This window comes from Enterobacter cloacae complex sp. P12RS, from assembly GCF_014895875.1.
In the GTDB taxonomy this organism is placed as follows: domain Bacteria; phylum Pseudomonadota; class Gammaproteobacteria; order Enterobacterales; family Enterobacteriaceae; genus Enterobacter; species Enterobacter bugandensis.
The window spans coordinates 12,279-28,718 of record NZ_JADBQO010000048.1; the positions used below are offsets into that span (position 1 = coordinate 12,279).

The window sequence follows — 16,440 nt, forward strand, 5'->3', positions numbered from 1 at the left end:
CATGTTGTGAGCCCTCATTCTTTAATAAATAAAAAGTCAGATAAACTGGGCTAAAGTTAGATGATTACTAACCAGGGGTTTGGAATATGGATAAGCTTCGCGGCATGGAGACGTTTATCGCGGTGGTAGAGAGCGGCAGCTTCACCGGCGCGGCGGCGCGGTTGGAGATGTCGGCGGTGATGGTCGGGAAATATATTGCGCTGCTCGAATCTCAGCTCGGCACGCGGCTGCTGGAGCGCAATACCCGTCGCCAGAGCCTGACCGACGCCGGACGCGTTTATTTCGAAGAGGCCAGGCGCGTGCTGGAGCAGGTCTCGATTGCCGAAAGCGCGGTTGAACGGCTGCGCGCGACGCCCGCCGGCACCCTGCGCGTCACCGCCCCCACGTCGTTTGGCGGCTGCGCGATCGCCCCTCTGACGGCCACATTTTTGCAGCGCTACCCGGAAGTGCGTATCGAACTGGATCTCACCAACCGGATGGTTGATCTGGTAGAAGAGGGGGTCGATCTGGCCATTCGCATTGGCGATATCCGCAATGACGATCTGGTGGCGAAATATCTGTGTCCCTACAACATGGTGATCTGCGCCGCGCCGGATTATCTGGCGCGACACGGCACGCCGCAGACGCCCGCCGATCTGGTGGATCATCTGTGCCTGTCGCACACGGTGTGGACCGCGCGCAACGAGTGGCGGCTGCCGGGTGCGGAAGGGGAGGTGCGCTGGAAGCGGGATGCGATATTAAGATGCAACGACGGCTACGGCTTACGCATGGCGGCGCGAGCCGGGGCAGGGCTGCTGCTGCAACCGGAAGTGCTGGTGGCGGAAGAGCTGGCAAGCGGCAGGCTGGTGCGTGTGCTGGAGCCGTTCACGCCCGCGCCGAGGCCGGTGTATTTACTGTGGCGTCAGGATTTGCGTCCCCTCCCTAAGCTAACGGAATTTATTGCTCATATTCTGCTAAGATTGGGCACAATATAAAAAAGAAGGTAATCAAAGAATGTCTGCAAACAAACTCGCCAGCAGCGCGCAGGGCCTGCAATCATCTGCCATCCGTGAATTATTAAAACATAGCAAAATGGCGGGCGTGATTTCGCTGGGCGGCGGTATTCCCAATCCGGACCTGTTCGATCGCGAAGGGCTTAAAATTGCCGCCGATGCCGTGTTGTCACAGAATTTTGGCGAGGCGTTCCAGTATGGCCTGACGGAAGGTGTACCGGGGCTGCGCGAAGAAATTAAACGCATCTGCGAGGGGCGCGGCATCGCCTGTAAGGCCGATGACGTGGTCATTACTTCCGGCTCTCAACAATCTCTGGACGTGCTGGCGCGTGCGTTAATTAATCCGGGCGATACGGTTGTCGTTGAACGTCCTACCTATCTCGCTGCGCTGCAGGTCTTTGGCCTGGCACAGGCGAATTTTGAATCCGTCGGCACCGACGGCGACGGCATGAAGGTCGATGAACTTGAAGCGTTGGTGGCGAAGAAAACCATCAAGGCGGTTTATATCGTTCCAACCTTTGGTAACCCTGGCGGCGTAACGCTTTCCGAAGCGCGCCGTAAACAGCTGGTGGAATTATCAAAGCGCTATGATTTCGTGATTATCGAAGACGATCCGTACAGCGAAATTAACTACACCGACGACGTGTTCCGCCCGCTGATTGCCCATGCGAAAGATATCGGCAATGAGGATAACGTGGTGTACACCTCTACCTTCTCCAAAATCCTCGCGCCGGGCACCCGCGTGGGCTGGGTGCTGGTGCCGGAATGGCTGAAGCGCGCGGTGGTAAACCTCAAGCAAACCACCGATCTGCACACCAGCACGCTGTCCCAGCTGATGACCTACGAGTACCTGAAAACCGGGCGTCTGGCGAACCAGATTAAAATGATCCGCGAGGCCTATCGCCAGAAATACCAGACGTTTGCAACGGAACTGGAAGCCGAGCTGGGCGATGTGATGTCGTTCCACAAGCCGAAGGGCGGGATGTTCCTGTGGGCAAAAATGAACAACGGCATGAATACGACGAAATGGCTGGAAAAAACCTTAAGCAACGGCGTGGTGTTTGTACCGGGCGAGTTCTTCTACTGCAACGAACCGGACCCGACAACGCTGCGCATGTCATTCGTCACCCCAACGGATGAGCAGCTTAAAGAAGCGGTTCGACGCCTGAAGATCTCCCTGTAACAGAGCGCGCATAACGGCAGTTGCCGTTGTGCGCGCAGGGTGAGCTTATTGCGTGGCGTGGGCGAGCGCGCGGTCTGAAGCATCGCCGCCGATCGTCTGCGTCACTTCATGGATACGACAGATTTTCCCCTCGCGCAGTGCGGCAAACATATACACCTCTAATTCCGCCTGGCGACCATCTGGATATGTCACCGTAGCCCAGTGCCGGTCTGCTAAAAGATTCTCGTGACAGGCCAGCTCTTCTACCCTGAATGCGATTGCGCGGATCTGCGAGCGGACGTGGTTCAGGTGCTGCACAAAACCCCGATAATCAAGCGCGTGACCATCCGTGTACTGCTGGTAATCGGGCGTGAACACCTCTGCGGGATCTAATTCGCCCTTGAACAAGCGGCTTAACAGGCACGCCATTTTCTCGCGCTGTAGGGTATTGTCAGGCTGGGCTATCAGGGTTGTGATGATGCTCATGTTGGCTCCTTGTGTAGTTGAGCCACCATTATCCTTGACAGTCGACGGCGCAGTTTCTGTAATACGTCGATGAATAACGATTTTCGGCCAGGATAAGATGATCGGTACAGAGACGCTCCGCCATCCCGGCGGTTACCGCACCGCGTGGCACAGCCATCCCACCGGACAGCTCTGGCGTATTGCAACGGGGCTGCTGGTGATTGAGACCCAACAGGGGCGTTCGGTTGTACCGGCAAACCATATTGGCTGGATCCCGCCGGGCCAGCAGCACGCCGCCTTTTCTGAAAGCGCGATAGAAGGCTGCGCTATCTATCTTGACCCTGCGTGCTGTGCAATGCTTCCCGATGCCCCCGCGCTGTTCGAGCCCGACGATCTCACTCATGCACTGTTTTCCCGCTTAAGCGTTGCAGAAAACGAGTACGATCCGCGAAAGCTCACCCTGCTGTTGGATGAGCTTGCCCTGACGCCTCAGGTGCGCTTTTATCTGCCCGTACCGACGGATCCGCATCTGAAGAACGTGGTCAGCCACTTGCTGCAGTGTGTCGATGATAATCAAACGGTCAAGAGCCATGCCAGCCATGCCGGGATGAGCGTGCGTACGTTTAACCGTCGATTTAGCGCCCAGACGGGAATGAACTTCGTCAACTGGCGGCAGCTGGCGCGCGTCATGCAGGCAATGGAGTGGCTGGCGGCGGGGAAGCCGGTGGGATGGATTGCGCTGTCCTGCGGCTACAGCAGCGTCAGCGCATTTATTGAGGTTTTCAGAATGTGGACCGGTAAAACGCCGGGGCAGTGGGGGATTAAAGGTGGCGCTGTAGAGCCGGTTTGATTCAGGCCACATCCGGCTGGCCTGATTTCCTTTTTGCCATGATTTCTGCAATCGTTTTTATACGGCTCAACTCCTCCTGAGTCCGGGAATTAGTTTGTGCTTCCCAGACGTCGACGTTTAGCTGCAGGTTCAACCAGAATTCAATGGTGGTATCGAATGCCTTGGCCAGTCTGATTGCCATATCGGCCGTCAGTTTACGATTATTATTAACGAGAGCACTGATGGTGTTACGGTGCACGTTAAGCATTTCCGCGAGATCGCTAATTTTCAGATTGAGCGGCTCAAGATATTCATACTGCAACACATCGCCCGGCGTGGTGGGTTTGCGTAGAGCCTGTTGAAGAGTCATAGGTAATGCCTCATTTGTATGGCGTGTACTTGTGCGGAGAGAGGTAGAGATCGTCTGCTTTGCCCTCTGACGACCTGAATACCAACCTGTATTGCCTGTTAACGCGAATCGCAGAGTACCCTGCAAGCGGGGGATTCAGCGATTCATACATATTGCCTGGCGGGGATCTCAGCTCCCGGTGCGAGGTGGCAGCGTTGATCATATCCAGCTTCCTCGCTAAGGCTGATTCAAGGCTTGAAGGGATCACATTGCTTGATTTCCCGTACAGAAAAAAATCCTTAAGCCATTGATCACGAAAATGATTAATCATAGCGCTTATGAGCTCCACTCCATGAAGCTATGTGGATAGTAATGCACTCTTGCACAGTGCGCAAGTGCGTTTCGATTGGCGGCTATGTTACCCTGATGCAGGCTGAAGGAAAGCGGAAGGCGTCATTAAAAGCGGTTTCTTCGAGGCGGATTCCAGAAAAGGGGGATTGTGGTGTGGGTGCGGCATGATGCCCTCACTCCAGCCCTCTCCCACAGGGCTGAAGAATCCCCACAAATTAATGCGAGCAGCGAATCATCCCCTCGCCCCTTTGGGGAGAGGGTGAAGGGGAAGATCGTAGCCGCCGCCCGGCGAAGACTATCGCTCCCTCAGCGCCTCCTTCGCCCGGTTAAATGGCTTGATCAGATAATCCAGTACCGTTTTCTCTCCGGTCTTGATGTCCACTGTGGCAATCATCCCCGGCACGATCGAGAAATGCCTGCCCGCCTTATTCACCAGATAATCCTGGCTGGTGCGGATAAACACGCGGTAGTAGAACACCTCCGGCTTGGCCTCGTCCTGGATAGTGTCCGGGGATATAGTCTCCACCACCCCGTGCAGCCCGCCGTAGATGGCGTAATCATAGGCGGTGATCTTCACCAGCGCCTCCTGGTTCGGGTGGATAAAGGCGATATCGCGCGGCGAGAGGCGGGTTTCAATCAGCAGATGATCGTCCACCGGCACAATCTCCATCAGCTCGCCGTTGGGCGGGATCACGCCGCCGATGGTGGTGACTTTGATGTTTTTTACGATCCCGCGCACCGGGGATTTTACCGTCAGGCGGGTGACGGAATCCTCGCGGCCTTTGAGGATCGCCGAGACCATATCCACCTCGGCGTTGGCCTTGGATAACGCCTCGCGCGCCTGAACGTAATACTGGGAACGCACGTCGGTGAGCTTCAGCTCCAGGTCGCTTTTCTGCCGCTGCAGGCGGAGCACTTCCACGTGGCTGGCGGCGCCGGTTTTTACCAGCCGCTGGGTGATCGCCAGCTCTTTGTTTGCGAGATCTAACGCTGAACGCAGTTCACGCTGCGTGTCCTCCAGCTGCGCGCGGCGCGAATTGTAGAGCCGCGTTTCGGCGGCGGTCAGTTCGGTCCATTTCTCCAGCGAAGGCGGGAACTTCAGCGGCAGATCGTTCACCTCGGCGTACAGACGGGCGCTGGAGGCCAGCGACGCGCGGTAGCGCGCCGCGCTTTCGCCGACGTTAGATTCCGAGCGGGTAGGATCCAGCCGCGCCAGCACCTGTCCGGCCTGCACTTGATCGCCCTCGTGAACGTTCAGCTCGGTGAGGATCCCCCCGTCCAGCGACTGCAGCACCTGCTCGCGCGAGCTGGGGATCACTTTTCCGGTTCCCGTTGAGACTTCATCCAGCATCCCAAACCACGCCCAGACGCCCAGCGCCACAAACATCAGCAGCGAAAAGATCACAATCCGCCGCGCGCCGGTATAGCCGCTTTCGGAGTCGAGCGCATTATCCAGATCGTCCATCGCGGCTACGTCACGCTGACTGATTTTCATTTTTCCACTCCCGTCCGGTTGCTGCCTGCTGCTGTTGCTGCATGCGGCTGTTGTTCAGCGCTTGCGCTTTTGGCGCGTCCATGACCAGCATCCCATCTTTCAGCACGACCACGCGCTCCACCAGCTCCAGCACCGGCACGCGGTGGGTGGCGACAACCAGCGTCCGGTTGCCGAGCCACGCCCCCAGGCGCTGGATAAATTCCCGCTCGGTGTGTTCGTCAAGGGAAGCGGTCGGTTCGTCCATCAGCACGATATTCGGATCGCGCAGCAGCATCCGCGCCAGCAGAATCGACTGCCGCTGACCGCCGGACAATCCCACGCCGTTCTCCATAATCGGGTAGTCCAGCCCCTTTGGCAGCTTCTGCACAAAACTGGCTGCGCCGCACATCTCCAGCACCTCGAAAATCTCTTCGTCGGTGGCGCGCGGCATGCCGAGGGTGATGTTCTCGCGCAGGGTGCCGTAAAACAGCCGCGCGTTCTGGGTCATAAAGCCAACGTTTCGCCGCACGTCGGCCACGTCCAGATGCGGCAGGCTGAGGTTGTCGAGCCGCAACTCGCCGGCCGCCAGATCCATGCCGCCCGCCATTGCCTGCAGGAGAGTGGATTTGCCCGCGCCGTTACGCCCGAGGATCGCCACTTTCTCGCCCGGCCTGATCTCCAGACGGTTAATGCGCAGCGCCATGCGCGGATCTTCCGGCTGATAGCGGAACTGCGCCTGCTCGAAAAGATAGTGTCCGCGCAGCACGTCCTGGCGGATCGGCTTCTCTTCACGTTGATTTTCAGTAGGAAGCTGCATAATGCTGTCCAGCCCCTCTTTGGCGGCCTTAACCTGCTGCCAGCGGGCGAGCACGCCGCACAGCGTCGCCATCGGGGCGATCATCCGCGAGGCCAGCATTGAGGCGGCTACCACCGAGCCGGTAGTCAGCGTGCCGTCAATCACCATCGGCGCGCCAACCACGATCACGGCGGCGTAAACCAGGCTCTGGACGGTCATCCCCCAGCTGATCAAGTTCTGGGTGAGCTCGCGGGTGCGCAGGCCGGATTCCGCGGTGATCTGGATATAGCTGTTCCACTGCTGCAAAAAGCGGTTCTCCGCCTGCATCAGCTTGATGTCCTCCAGCCCCTGCACGCTCTCCACCAGCACCGCGTTGCGCAGGGTGGATTCATGCGCCGACTGCTTCGCCAGCTCGGCCAGCTTCTTTTGCAGCAGCAGGCCCGGCAGCACCATGATCACTGCCGCCACCGGGGCGATCCACGCCAGCTGCGGCGCGATGATCGCCAGCACCACCACAAACAGGAAGAAGAAGGGCAGATCGACAATCGTCGAGATGGTGGAGGAGGTGACCATCTCGCGGATCTGCTCCAGCTCGCGCAACTGGGAGATAAAGCTGCCGGTGGAGCGCGGAATGGCGCTGTGGCGCAGCCGTAACGCGTGGCCGAACACGCGATCCGAGACGCGCAGATCCGAGCGTTTGCCCAGCAGATCCATAATGTGCCCGCGCGCAACGCGCAGCACAAAGCCAAACAGGGTGGCGATCAGCACCCCGATGGTCAGCACGTAGAGCGTCGGGTAGGACTGGGCGGGGATCACCCGGTCATACACCTGCATGGAAAAGACAATGCCGGAGAGGGAGAGCACATTGATAAACAGCGCCGCCAGCATCACCCAGCTGTAGGGGCGCAGGTCGCGCATCACCAGCCGGTAGAGCCAGTCCGGACGGTACTTTGAGATGTAGGCGTCCACGCGGCTGTCCTTAAGCGCGGCCAGCGGACGCAGGGCGATAACGTGGCGGATGGCGGGCAACATTGCGCTCATCGACAGGCGGTTGGTGTATGTCTTGTCGTCGAAAAAGCTGACCTCGAGCGTATCGTCTCCGTCGAAATTCTCGATCACGCCGATTTTTCCGTCGTTCAGCGCCACCACCACCGGCAGACGCCAGCTGTTGATCGACTGCTGATCGGCCGTCAGCAGCTGGAACGTCAGCCCGGCTTCACGGGCAAGCTGAGTCAGCGCGGGCACCATCGGTTTGCCTTTCAGCCACGGCGCGCCCGCGACGAGCGAGCCTGGCGAACAGGCAACGCGGTAGCGCGTGGCGACAAAGCCAAACGCCTGAGCCCACTGCTCCAGCGCCTCATCCGTCATCGTTTCCCCCTGCGGGATGTCGCGTTGCTTCATGGCTGGATCTCCACGGTCTGGATGGTGCGGTTATCAAGATCGAACGCATGACGCAATTGCCCGGTGTTATAGAGGCAGTTGAGCTGCAGCTGATGCAGCTGACCGAGGGTCTGCTGCTGGGTAAAGCGCGCCTGATAGACCTCCTGCTCGGCGTTGAGCACGTCCAGAAGCGGGCGTGAGCCGAGATCAAGATACTGCTGCTGGTAGAGCTCGCGGGTGCGGGCGCTGAGCGCCTCCTGGCGGCCCTGAATTTGCAGCGTGCTTTGCAGGCTCATGACCTGGCTGCGGGCCTCCAGCAGCTTCTGGCGGACATCGAGGCGCGTGCGCTGAATGGTCGACTGCGCCGCTTCCACCGCGTGACCGGCGGCGTTGCGTCGGGCGGTGAGCCCGCCGCCCTGATAGAGCGGCATCTGGACTTTCACCCAGGCGGAATATTGGGTGCGGTCCCGCGTTTCGTTACCCGCGTAGCGATCGTTCAGGTAGTGACGGACTTCCGGCTCCAGCGAGACGGTTGGCGTCATCTGCGCGTCGGCGTAGTCAAGATTAGCCTGAGCGACGTTCGCCTGTGCCCAGGCGGCGAGGACCGCAGGCACCAGACGATCGTCCGGCTCGGCGATATCGCAGCTGCGGGCCAGCTTCTGCGGAAAGTCATTGCTGATATCGTTCAGGCTGTTCCAGCCGAGAAAGCTCATCAGCGTGGCGCGGGCGCTGTCGAGGCTGGCCTGATACTGCATCAGCTGGGCGCGTGCCCCTTCAATGCGCGCGTCGGTCTGCACCACGTCAGACAGGGAAGTGGCCCCTTCGTCGTTACGCTGGCGGGTCAGCTTGCCGATTGATGAGAGGGCGTCGAGCTGCTCTTTGGCGGTGTCGACCATCTGCTGCAGAGTTTGCACCTGCACCATGGCGATGGCGGTATCGTGGGCGATGGTGTCGATGCTGACCAGAACGTTGGCCTGCTGCTGGGCGACCCCGGCGTTTTCGGCCCGCACCTGGCTTGCCACTTTGCCGAAGTCGTAGAGCATCTGTGAAAGAGAGAGCACCAGCGACGGCGTAAAGCCGTTCTGGTCGCCGTCGTGGGAATACCCGTTGTCCATGCCGGCGTTGATTTGCGGATAGTATTTCGATTTGGCGACGTCGACCTCTTCGTTCTGTTCGTAGAGTTTGCCCACGGCTTCAGCGATCGCCGGGTGCCAGGTGACGGCGCGATTAACGGCCTCGCCAAGCTGTAGTGAACCGGGAGCGGCTTTGCCTGCCACCGGGGCGACGCGGCCATTCAGTGAGGGGAGTTCCTGCGTTTCGCGGAGCTGTCCGGTATTGATGGTTGCCGCCGGGTTTGCCGCGATGGCGGGTACAGATATCAGGCAGCACGAGAGCCACCAGTAAGGCATCTTTATTCCCATGTCTTGTCCCTAATAATAAAGCTGTACTTTTTTATTTATGCCCGGGCGCTGTGCGCCCGGGTCATGTCCTGCAGGTGTTATCAGGTAATGATGTGTTGCTGGTTCACAAGCTCGTCGTACGTGGTCTGCACGTTATCAAGCGTAACGAGTGCAGTATTAGTGTAGGTGCTCCCTGCACCGTCACGGTCGATGGAGATCACAGTGTTGCTACCGCTTTGTGTGACATGGATATAATTCCCCAACGAAGCGGTATTCCCGTCCCAGCCCACCAGCAGATCGCCAATGTCGATCTTGTCTCCCTGCGCCAGGGAGAAGTTCGTCCAGTGGTCGCCGCCGGCGCTGGTGATGTTGCCCCCCGTCGCGTTGCCCGCCGTGCTGTTCAGCACCTGATAAATCAGGGTGTCGCCGTAGGCCGTACCGCTAATCACATCGTTATGCTCCGAACTGATAAATTTCGGCGCCATGTTGATGGTCAGCGACGCGGTGTCCGTGGTGCCGTTGGCATCGGTCAGGGTGTAGTTAAAGACCTCCTTCGTGGTAATGGTAGAGAGCGATATCCCCGGGTTGAGCGTATAGGTGTAACTGCCGTCTGCGGCAATCGCCAGCGTGCCGTAGTGACCCGTGATGCTCGACTGCGTGCTGCCGGTGTAGGGATCCAGCGTAGTGGTAACGCCGTCGTAGCCGGTAATGCTCACGCGGGTATCCACCGAGTGCAGCTGGTCCATCGTCCCTGCGGAACCGGTGCCGTCGAAAATGTTGCCGTCAACGGTGTGGGTGCCCGTGGCGTCGAACTGCGACAGCGAGTAGCTTGTGCCGGTGACGCTTGGGGTGATGGTGATATTTCCTACTCCCAGCGGCCCCATTCTGCCTGTATAGCTCAGGGTGTAGGTCCCCGCCTCCAGGTCGAGACCCGTCAGGTTGACCGTTGCCGTGCCGCCCAGCAGCAGCCCGCCGTTGAACGAGCCGGTTCTGACGGTGGTGGCGCCGTTGGTCAGCGTCCAGTCAACCGTCAACCCTGTAAGCGTCAGCAACGAGGCGACGTTAAACGACAGCACCACGTTGTGCAGCGCGGTATTGGCATCCACCACGAAGGTGCCGGAGCCGGAGCCCTGGGTTGAAGCGAGCAGCGCGGCGTTCCAGCTCGCCGACCCGACGGTTGTATCCGAGTACGCGGCGGTGTGGTGTACCGACGTCACGTCCATCGCGGTGCTGACATCATTCACCGCATCCATCGGCTGCGCGGTTGGAGTGATGTTGAGCGAAGCCGTGTCTTTCGTGCCGTCCGGCGCGGTAATGGTGTAGACGAAGGTATCCGGGGTGCTGATGTGGTCAACGCCGACGCCGCTATTCAGGGTGTAGGTGTACTCCCCGGCCGCGTTGATGCTCAGCGTACCGTACTCGCCGGTAATGTTCGTCAGACCGCTGCTGTTCACCGCTACGCCGTTAACTTCCGTCACCAGCGTGCCGACTGGCGCAATATCATCCGACAGAACGTCCCCGGTAGTGCTCGCGCTGACGCTCGCCACGCTGTAGACATGATCCTGCAGCACGTCCAGCGTGTAGGCCGTCAGGGCGGTGATCCCCGCAGCCGTATTCAGCAGGAACAGGTACTCACCGGCCGGCAGTTGCAGCGTCAGCTGAGGCGAGGTGCCGCCCAGCAGCGGCGCGCGCAGCCAGCCTGGTTCAACGCGCATCTGCTCGAAGGTCTGGGTCGCGTTGTTGAACTTGTAGACGTACAGATCAAACACCGACGCCAGCGCCACGCCGCCCACGGAGGCCTGGATGGTCATGGTGCGGGTAGTGCCTTCCTCCACGTTATAGATGATGGGATTGGTCATATCGTCCAGCAGGTTCAGCCCCAGCGTGTTGCCGAGATTGATTCCCACCAGGGTAAAGCCGCCCTGGGACGACGTTCCGTTGTCAATCGCGTTGACGGTGGTATCGAAGGTCAGCGAGTTCGTATCGTCAACCGCGACAATACCGCTGGTGGCGGTACCGGTGCCCAGCGACAGCACCAGATTCGCCGACGCGCTGACGCCGTTATGCGTGATGGTGTAGCTGAAGCTCTCCGTCCGGCCAATCACCGATGCGCTGGTGTTGGTCAGATCGTAGGTGTAACTGCCGTCGCGGTTAATGGTCAGCGTACCGTACTGACCCTGGATCACCGTGCCGTCGGCAGTGACGCTGGTGGTGACACCCTGGGCGTTGGTGACGGCCGTGACCGTTGCCCCTGCCGGAGCGTTGTCGCTGCCTGCGGTTGGGTCAACGTCGGTGATCACGTTACCGCCGAGGCTGGTATCGCCCGTAACGGTGCCCGGCCCGGTCTCTTTCACCGCCACGTCGAGGCTGGTGTAGGAGCCGGTTGCCAGCAGGTTGGTGTTATAGCTCAACACGCGGTAGTTGCCGTCCGCCAGCCCGGTCAGGTTTAGCGAAACGCCTGTTGCCCCCAGGGTCAGCAGGTCGGCAAACTGCGGCTGTCCGGTATCGACTACGGTAGTCCAGGTGTTGTTAACGGTGTCAAAGCGCTGTACCACCAGCTCAAGGGTGTTGAGCAGAGAGAGTACCGCGCCCGTGGCGTTGGCGTTCACGACGATATCCGCGCTGCCGCCGCTGCCCACGGTGAAGTTGACCTGAGCGGTGTCATTACCGAGCAGCGTCAGGACGTTGCCCACGGCGCCGACCAGCAGGAAGCCGTAGTCGCTGTACTGGCTGTTGGTGACGGTGGCCGTGGTGCTGAGATCCAGCTCTTCGACATTATTGCTGGCGGAGAGCGGCACCACCGGCGCGAGCGCCGAGCCGGGCTGCGAGATATTGCCCGCCGCGTCGGTGGCGGTGATTTGCAGCGTCTGGCCTTCAGTCTGTTTGTTAACGAAGGTGTAGCTGTACGTGCCGTTGCTGCCCGCTGTGGTCGTGACCGTCGAGCCGTCCGTGAGTCGGATGGTGACGGTACTGCCTGCTTCAGCATTCCCGGTTAATACGCTACCGTCGGCGTTGAAGGTTCCGGTTGGGGCCGTTGGCGCGGTCAGATCGACGATAATCGTCGTCACGGCCGATGCCGGGCTGGTGTTGCCTGCGGCATCGGTGGCCGTGGCGGTGAAGTTGTGGGTGCCCTGCGTCAGCGTGGTGGTTTCCGGCAGCGTCCAGTTGCCATTGCCGTCGGCGGTGACGGTGCCCACCAGCGTGATGCCATCGTAGATCCGTACCGTTGCATTCGCTTCGGCGGTCCCGCTCAGGGCCGGACGCGTGTCGTTGGTCGGGTTGGTGCCGGTTACCGGACCGATGACGCTACCGACATCATCAATTACCGAGCTGATGACCGGCGCTGCCGGAGCAAGGGTATCGACGTTAATCGTGTACCCGGCGGTTGGCGCGCTGGCATTGCCCGTCGCATCGGTGGCGGTAAAGGTCAACGTGTGCGGGCCGTTGCCCAGCGCCGGAGAAGGCGTATAGCTCCACGCCCCGCCGGTGGCGATCACGCTGCCGATCTGCACGCCGTTATCGAAGATTTTCACCGTAGAACCCGCTTCCGCCGTACCGCTGAGGGTTGGCTGCGCGTCGTTGGTTATTCCTCCGTTCGCGACTGGCGTTGCCGCATTGCCGACGTCATCCAGAATGCTGGTGAGCACCGGCAGCGCTGGCGGCGCGGTGTCAATCGTCAGACTGAAGCTTGCGGACGACGCGCTGGTGTTGCCTGCGGCATCCGTAGCCTGCGCGGTGAAGCTGTGCGCCCCCTCTGTCAGCGTGGTATTGAGTAAGATACTCCAGCTGCCGCTGCCGTCTGCGGTACCCGTCCCGACCAGCGTGGTTCCCTCATAGATATTCACGGTGGCAAACGGTTCGCTGGTTCCGACCAGCCGCGGTACGGTGTCGTCGGTCGTCTGCCCGGACGTGATTGGCCCGGTAATGCTCCCCACATCGTCAATCGCCTGGCTGATAACCGGCGCGGTGGGTGCCGTGCTATCGACAACCAGCGTAAAGCCTGGCGAGGCGGGGCTGATGTTCCCTGCGGCATCGGTGACCGTGGCGGTCCAGGTGTGGCTGCCAGCCGCCAGTGGCGTGGACGGCGTAAAGCTCCATGCACCGGTACCGTCAGCCAGCGCGGTGCCGACAGGCTGCCCGTTTTCATAGATAGTGACCGAGGCGTTGGCCGTCGCGGTGCCGCTCAGCGTTGGCGTGGTGTCGTCGGTGCTTTGCCCGGAAGTGAGCGGGGTTTGAATACTGCCCACGTTATCTGCCGCGGCTGAAATGACCGGCGCAGACGGCACGCCCGTATCCACCGTCAGGTTAAACGGTGCCGTTGCAGTACCCACGTTGCCCGCCGCGTCGGTGGCGTTGAAGGTAATGGCATGCGGTCCGTCGATCAGATCGGTACCCGGCGTGAAGGTCCAGCTGCCCTGGGCATTGACCACGGCGGTGCCAATTTCGTTGCCATCAACAATCACGTGCACCGTAGAACCCACGTCGCCCGTACCGTTGAAGGTCGGACGCGCATCGTTAGTGCTGTTACCCGACGTGAGCGTCCCCGTGGTCGGTGCGACATCGTCAATCACGCTGGTCACCACCGGCACGCCAGGGCCTGCGGTATCGACGGTGAAGGCGAAGACCGACGAGTTCGCCGAGGCGTTGCCCGCGGCATCCGTTGCGTACGCGCGCAGGGAGTAGCTGCCGTCGTCCAGCGGCGTGGTCGGGGTGAAGGACCAGTTACCGTTTACGTCGACGGTCGTCGTACCCAACTGCGTACCGTTATTCATGATGTAGATGGTGCTGCCTGCCTGTCCGGTGCCGCTAATCGTTGGAGTGTTGTCGTTGGTCGCCTGCCCGCTGGTGAGGTTGCCCGTGACGCCGCCAGGGACGTTATCACTTACCGTATCCAGAGTTGGAACTGTCGGCGCCGTGAGGTCAACCACCACGCTCCACGGGGCGGAGACCAGGCTCAGGTTACCCTGCGGATCGGTTGCCTGAACCGTGAACGCGTGTGGCCCTTCGACAAGCGCGGTCTCTGGCGTAAAGCTCCACGCGCCGGTGCCATCAGCCGTAACCACGGCAATCTGGGTAGCGCCATCGAAAATGGTCACGATGCTGTTTGCGTCCGCTGTCCCCGAAAGGGTTGGCGTGGCGTCGTTCGTTTCGCTGCCGCTGGCTACCGGGGTGGCGGTATTGCCCACATTATCCGTTACGCTGGTGATGACCGGCGTGGTGGAAATGGAATCCACCACGATGGTGAAGTCAGCCGAAGGACCGCTCTGATTTCCCGCCGGATCGGTCTCGCGGATGGTCAGAACATTACTGCCTTCTGGCAGGGCGGGCGTGGTGTAGCTCCAGGTGCCGGTATTACCAACCACCACGCTGTCCAGCAGCACGCCGTTGTTGTAGATGGAGATAGTATCACCCACCGCGCCGGTGCCGGTGAGGGTCGGCTGGCTGTCATTGGTGGTCTGGCCGCTGGTCAGCGGACCGGTGACAGGACCCACGTCGTCAATGACCGAGCCAATGGTTGGCGTGCCAGGCGCGGTCAGATCGACGGTTACGCTGGCCGCTGGAGAGCGGCCGCTGGTGGCACCGTTGAGGGTCGCGGTCACCTCAAAGGTGTGCAGCCCCTCGCCAAGCGCGGCCGGCGTATAGCTCCAGTTGCCGCTGCCGTCGGCGGTCACCGTTGTTAATGGCGTCGTGCTACCGTCCTGATAGATAGTAATCACGCTGCCCGCTTCGGCCGTACCGGTAAGCGTTGGCGTGGTGTCGTTAGTGGTTTTGCCTTTCACATCGCCGGTGACCGGGTCCACGTCATCGACGATGGCCGTAATGACGGGTACCTGGGGCAGCTCAAGCGGCGAGTCGGTGACGATAAAAGGCACGTTAGCGCTGGCATTTCCTGCGGCGTCCGTGGCGGTCACGGTCAGCGTGGTTGGATCCAGCTGCGCCGGGCTCAGCGCAATGGAGAAGCTGCCGTCGCTGCCGACAACGCCGGTACCAATGACCGTGCCACCGCTGTCTTTCACGGTAATGGTGCTTCCCTCTTCGCCGGTACCGGTCAGCGGTGTCCCTTCATCAGCCAGGAGCATGTTGCCCGGATCGGCCGGGGCGACGGTATCGACCGTCACGCTCAGCGGTGCTGAACTGCCAGAGAGGTTACCCGCCGGATCGCTGGAAGAGACGGTGAAGGTATATGTAGCATCCGGCAGCGTCGCGTCGGCAGTCCAGCTCCAGGTGCCATCCGGCTGCACCGTTACCGTCACGGCAGATGGCGTGCCGTTTACGGAAACGATCACGGTAGTTCCCGGCTCACCGGTCCCGGTAAGGGTTGGCGTGCCGTCCTGCGTATACAGCTGGTTGTTGGAGAGCTGGCTGTCAGCAACGGCGCTAATGACGGGGATTTCCGGCGCAAGGGTATCAAGCGTGACGGAAACGACCGGGCTCGGCGCGCTGACGTTACCCGCGGCATCGACTCCCGCAACGGTGATGTTCAGCAGGCCGTCCTGCTGTGGTGGCAGGACAAAGCTCCATTCTCCGTTAACGACATCGACACGTCCTACCTCAACGCCGTTGTTGTAAACGATGACCGTGTCGCCAGTCGTGCCGGTACCTCCGACGGTTGGCGTCGCATCGGTGATTAAGCCCCCATTCGGCTGGCCCCCGACGGCGTCAAATACCGGTACATCCGGTGCTACGGTATCCACGGTAATCGTAATCGCTGGCGACGGGTCAGAGACGTTGCCCGCCTCATCGGTGGCGGTGGCGGTATAGACGTGGCTGCCTTCCCCAATATTACTGTCAGGACGCCAGCTCCAGTTGCCGTTGCTGTCTACCGTCACGGTGCCCACGATGGTCGGTGTGCCGTTAACGGTATCAGTGATGTTGATAACGTCATTCGCCGTACCGGTGCCGCTCAGGACCGGGCGCGGATCGTTGGTGGTTCCGCCATCGGGAACGGGGCCGGTTATCTGGCTGACGCTGTCGGTGATCACCGGTGCTGCTGGTGCTGTTGGCGCATCGGTATCAATGGTGATGGTAACCGGCTGCGACGGGGCGCTTTCGTTGCCCGTGCCGTCCATATTTGTGACGGTCAGGGTAATGTCATAGGTGCCGTTAGGCAGCGGGGTAGCTGGCGTCCAGGTCCAGTTGCCGGTGCCGTCCACGAGCACATCATCAAGCTTGACCCCACCGTTGTAGATGGTCACGGTATCGCCCGGATTGCCGGTGCCGCTCAGGGTCGGCGTGGTGTCG

The 16,440-nt window shown here is 60.5% G+C and carries 10 protein-coding genes; 3 read left to right on the forward strand and 7 right to left on the reverse strand.

Annotated elements, in window-relative coordinates:
- The first annotated feature begins 86 nt into the window (after positions 1-86).
- Positions 87-974: a LysR family transcriptional regulator gene (locus IM284_RS20525; protein ID WP_047367524.1), complete on the forward strand. Its 888-nt coding sequence runs from the start codon at positions 87-89 to the stop codon at positions 972-974.
- A 19-nt stretch (positions 975-993) separates the two neighbouring features.
- Entirely contained in the window at positions 994-2,175 is a 1,182-nt protein-coding gene (locus IM284_RS20530) for a PLP-dependent aminotransferase family protein (protein ID WP_047367525.1), read from the forward strand.
- Positions 2,176-2,220: 45 nt separating this feature from the next.
- Here IM284_RS20530 and IM284_RS20535 read toward each other — a convergent pair whose 3' ends face one another.
- A complete protein-coding gene (locus IM284_RS20535) occupies positions 2,221-2,640 on the reverse strand; it encodes a nuclear transport factor 2 family protein (RefSeq protein WP_023619020.1) in 420 nt (139 codons plus the stop codon).
- 97 nt (positions 2,641-2,737) lie between these two features.
- On the opposite strand from IM284_RS20535, the gene IM284_RS20540 reads away from it, so the two are divergent.
- Positions 2,738-3,469, forward strand: a complete 732-nt coding sequence (locus IM284_RS20540; protein WP_193055876.1) for a helix-turn-helix domain-containing protein — start codon at positions 2,738-2,740, stop codon at positions 3,467-3,469.
- A 1-nt stretch (position 3,470) separates the two neighbouring features.
- Here the strand turns inward: IM284_RS20540 and IM284_RS20545 are convergent, their stop codons facing one another.
- The 6 genes from IM284_RS20545 to IM284_RS20570 form a co-directional block, all read right to left on the reverse strand.
- Positions 3,471-3,818, reverse strand: a complete 348-nt coding sequence (locus tag IM284_RS20545; RefSeq protein WP_047367527.1) for a HigA family addiction module antitoxin — start codon at positions 3,816-3,818, stop codon at positions 3,471-3,473.
- 10 nt (positions 3,819-3,828) lie between these two features.
- Positions 3,829-4,128, reverse strand: a complete 300-nt coding sequence (locus tag IM284_RS20550) for a type II toxin-antitoxin system RelE/ParE family toxin (protein ID WP_047367528.1) — start codon at positions 4,126-4,128, stop codon at positions 3,829-3,831.
- A gap of 315 nt (positions 4,129-4,443) precedes the next feature.
- A complete protein-coding gene (locus tag IM284_RS20555) occupies positions 4,444-5,613 on the reverse strand; it encodes an HlyD family efflux transporter periplasmic adaptor subunit (RefSeq protein WP_088204896.1) in 1,170 nt (389 codons plus the stop codon).
- A gap of 10 nt (positions 5,614-5,623) precedes the next feature.
- Positions 5,624-7,819: a type I secretion system permease/ATPase gene (locus IM284_RS20560; RefSeq protein ID WP_047367529.1), complete on the reverse strand. Its 2,196-nt coding sequence runs from the start codon at positions 7,817-7,819 to the stop codon at positions 5,624-5,626.
- The gene (locus IM284_RS20565) at positions 7,816-9,219 is read right to left on the reverse strand and encodes a TolC family outer membrane protein (RefSeq protein ID WP_047367530.1); all 1,404 of its coding nucleotides are present in this window, start codon (positions 9,217-9,219) and stop codon (positions 7,816-7,818) included. Before IM284_RS20565 ends, IM284_RS20560 begins: the two co-directional genes overlap by 4 nt.
- Before the next feature lie 80 nt (positions 9,220-9,299).
- On the reverse strand, positions 9,300-16,440 hold a 7,141-nt coding region (locus IM284_RS20570; protein ID WP_193055877.1), incomplete at its 5' end, for a BapA/Bap/LapF family large adhesin.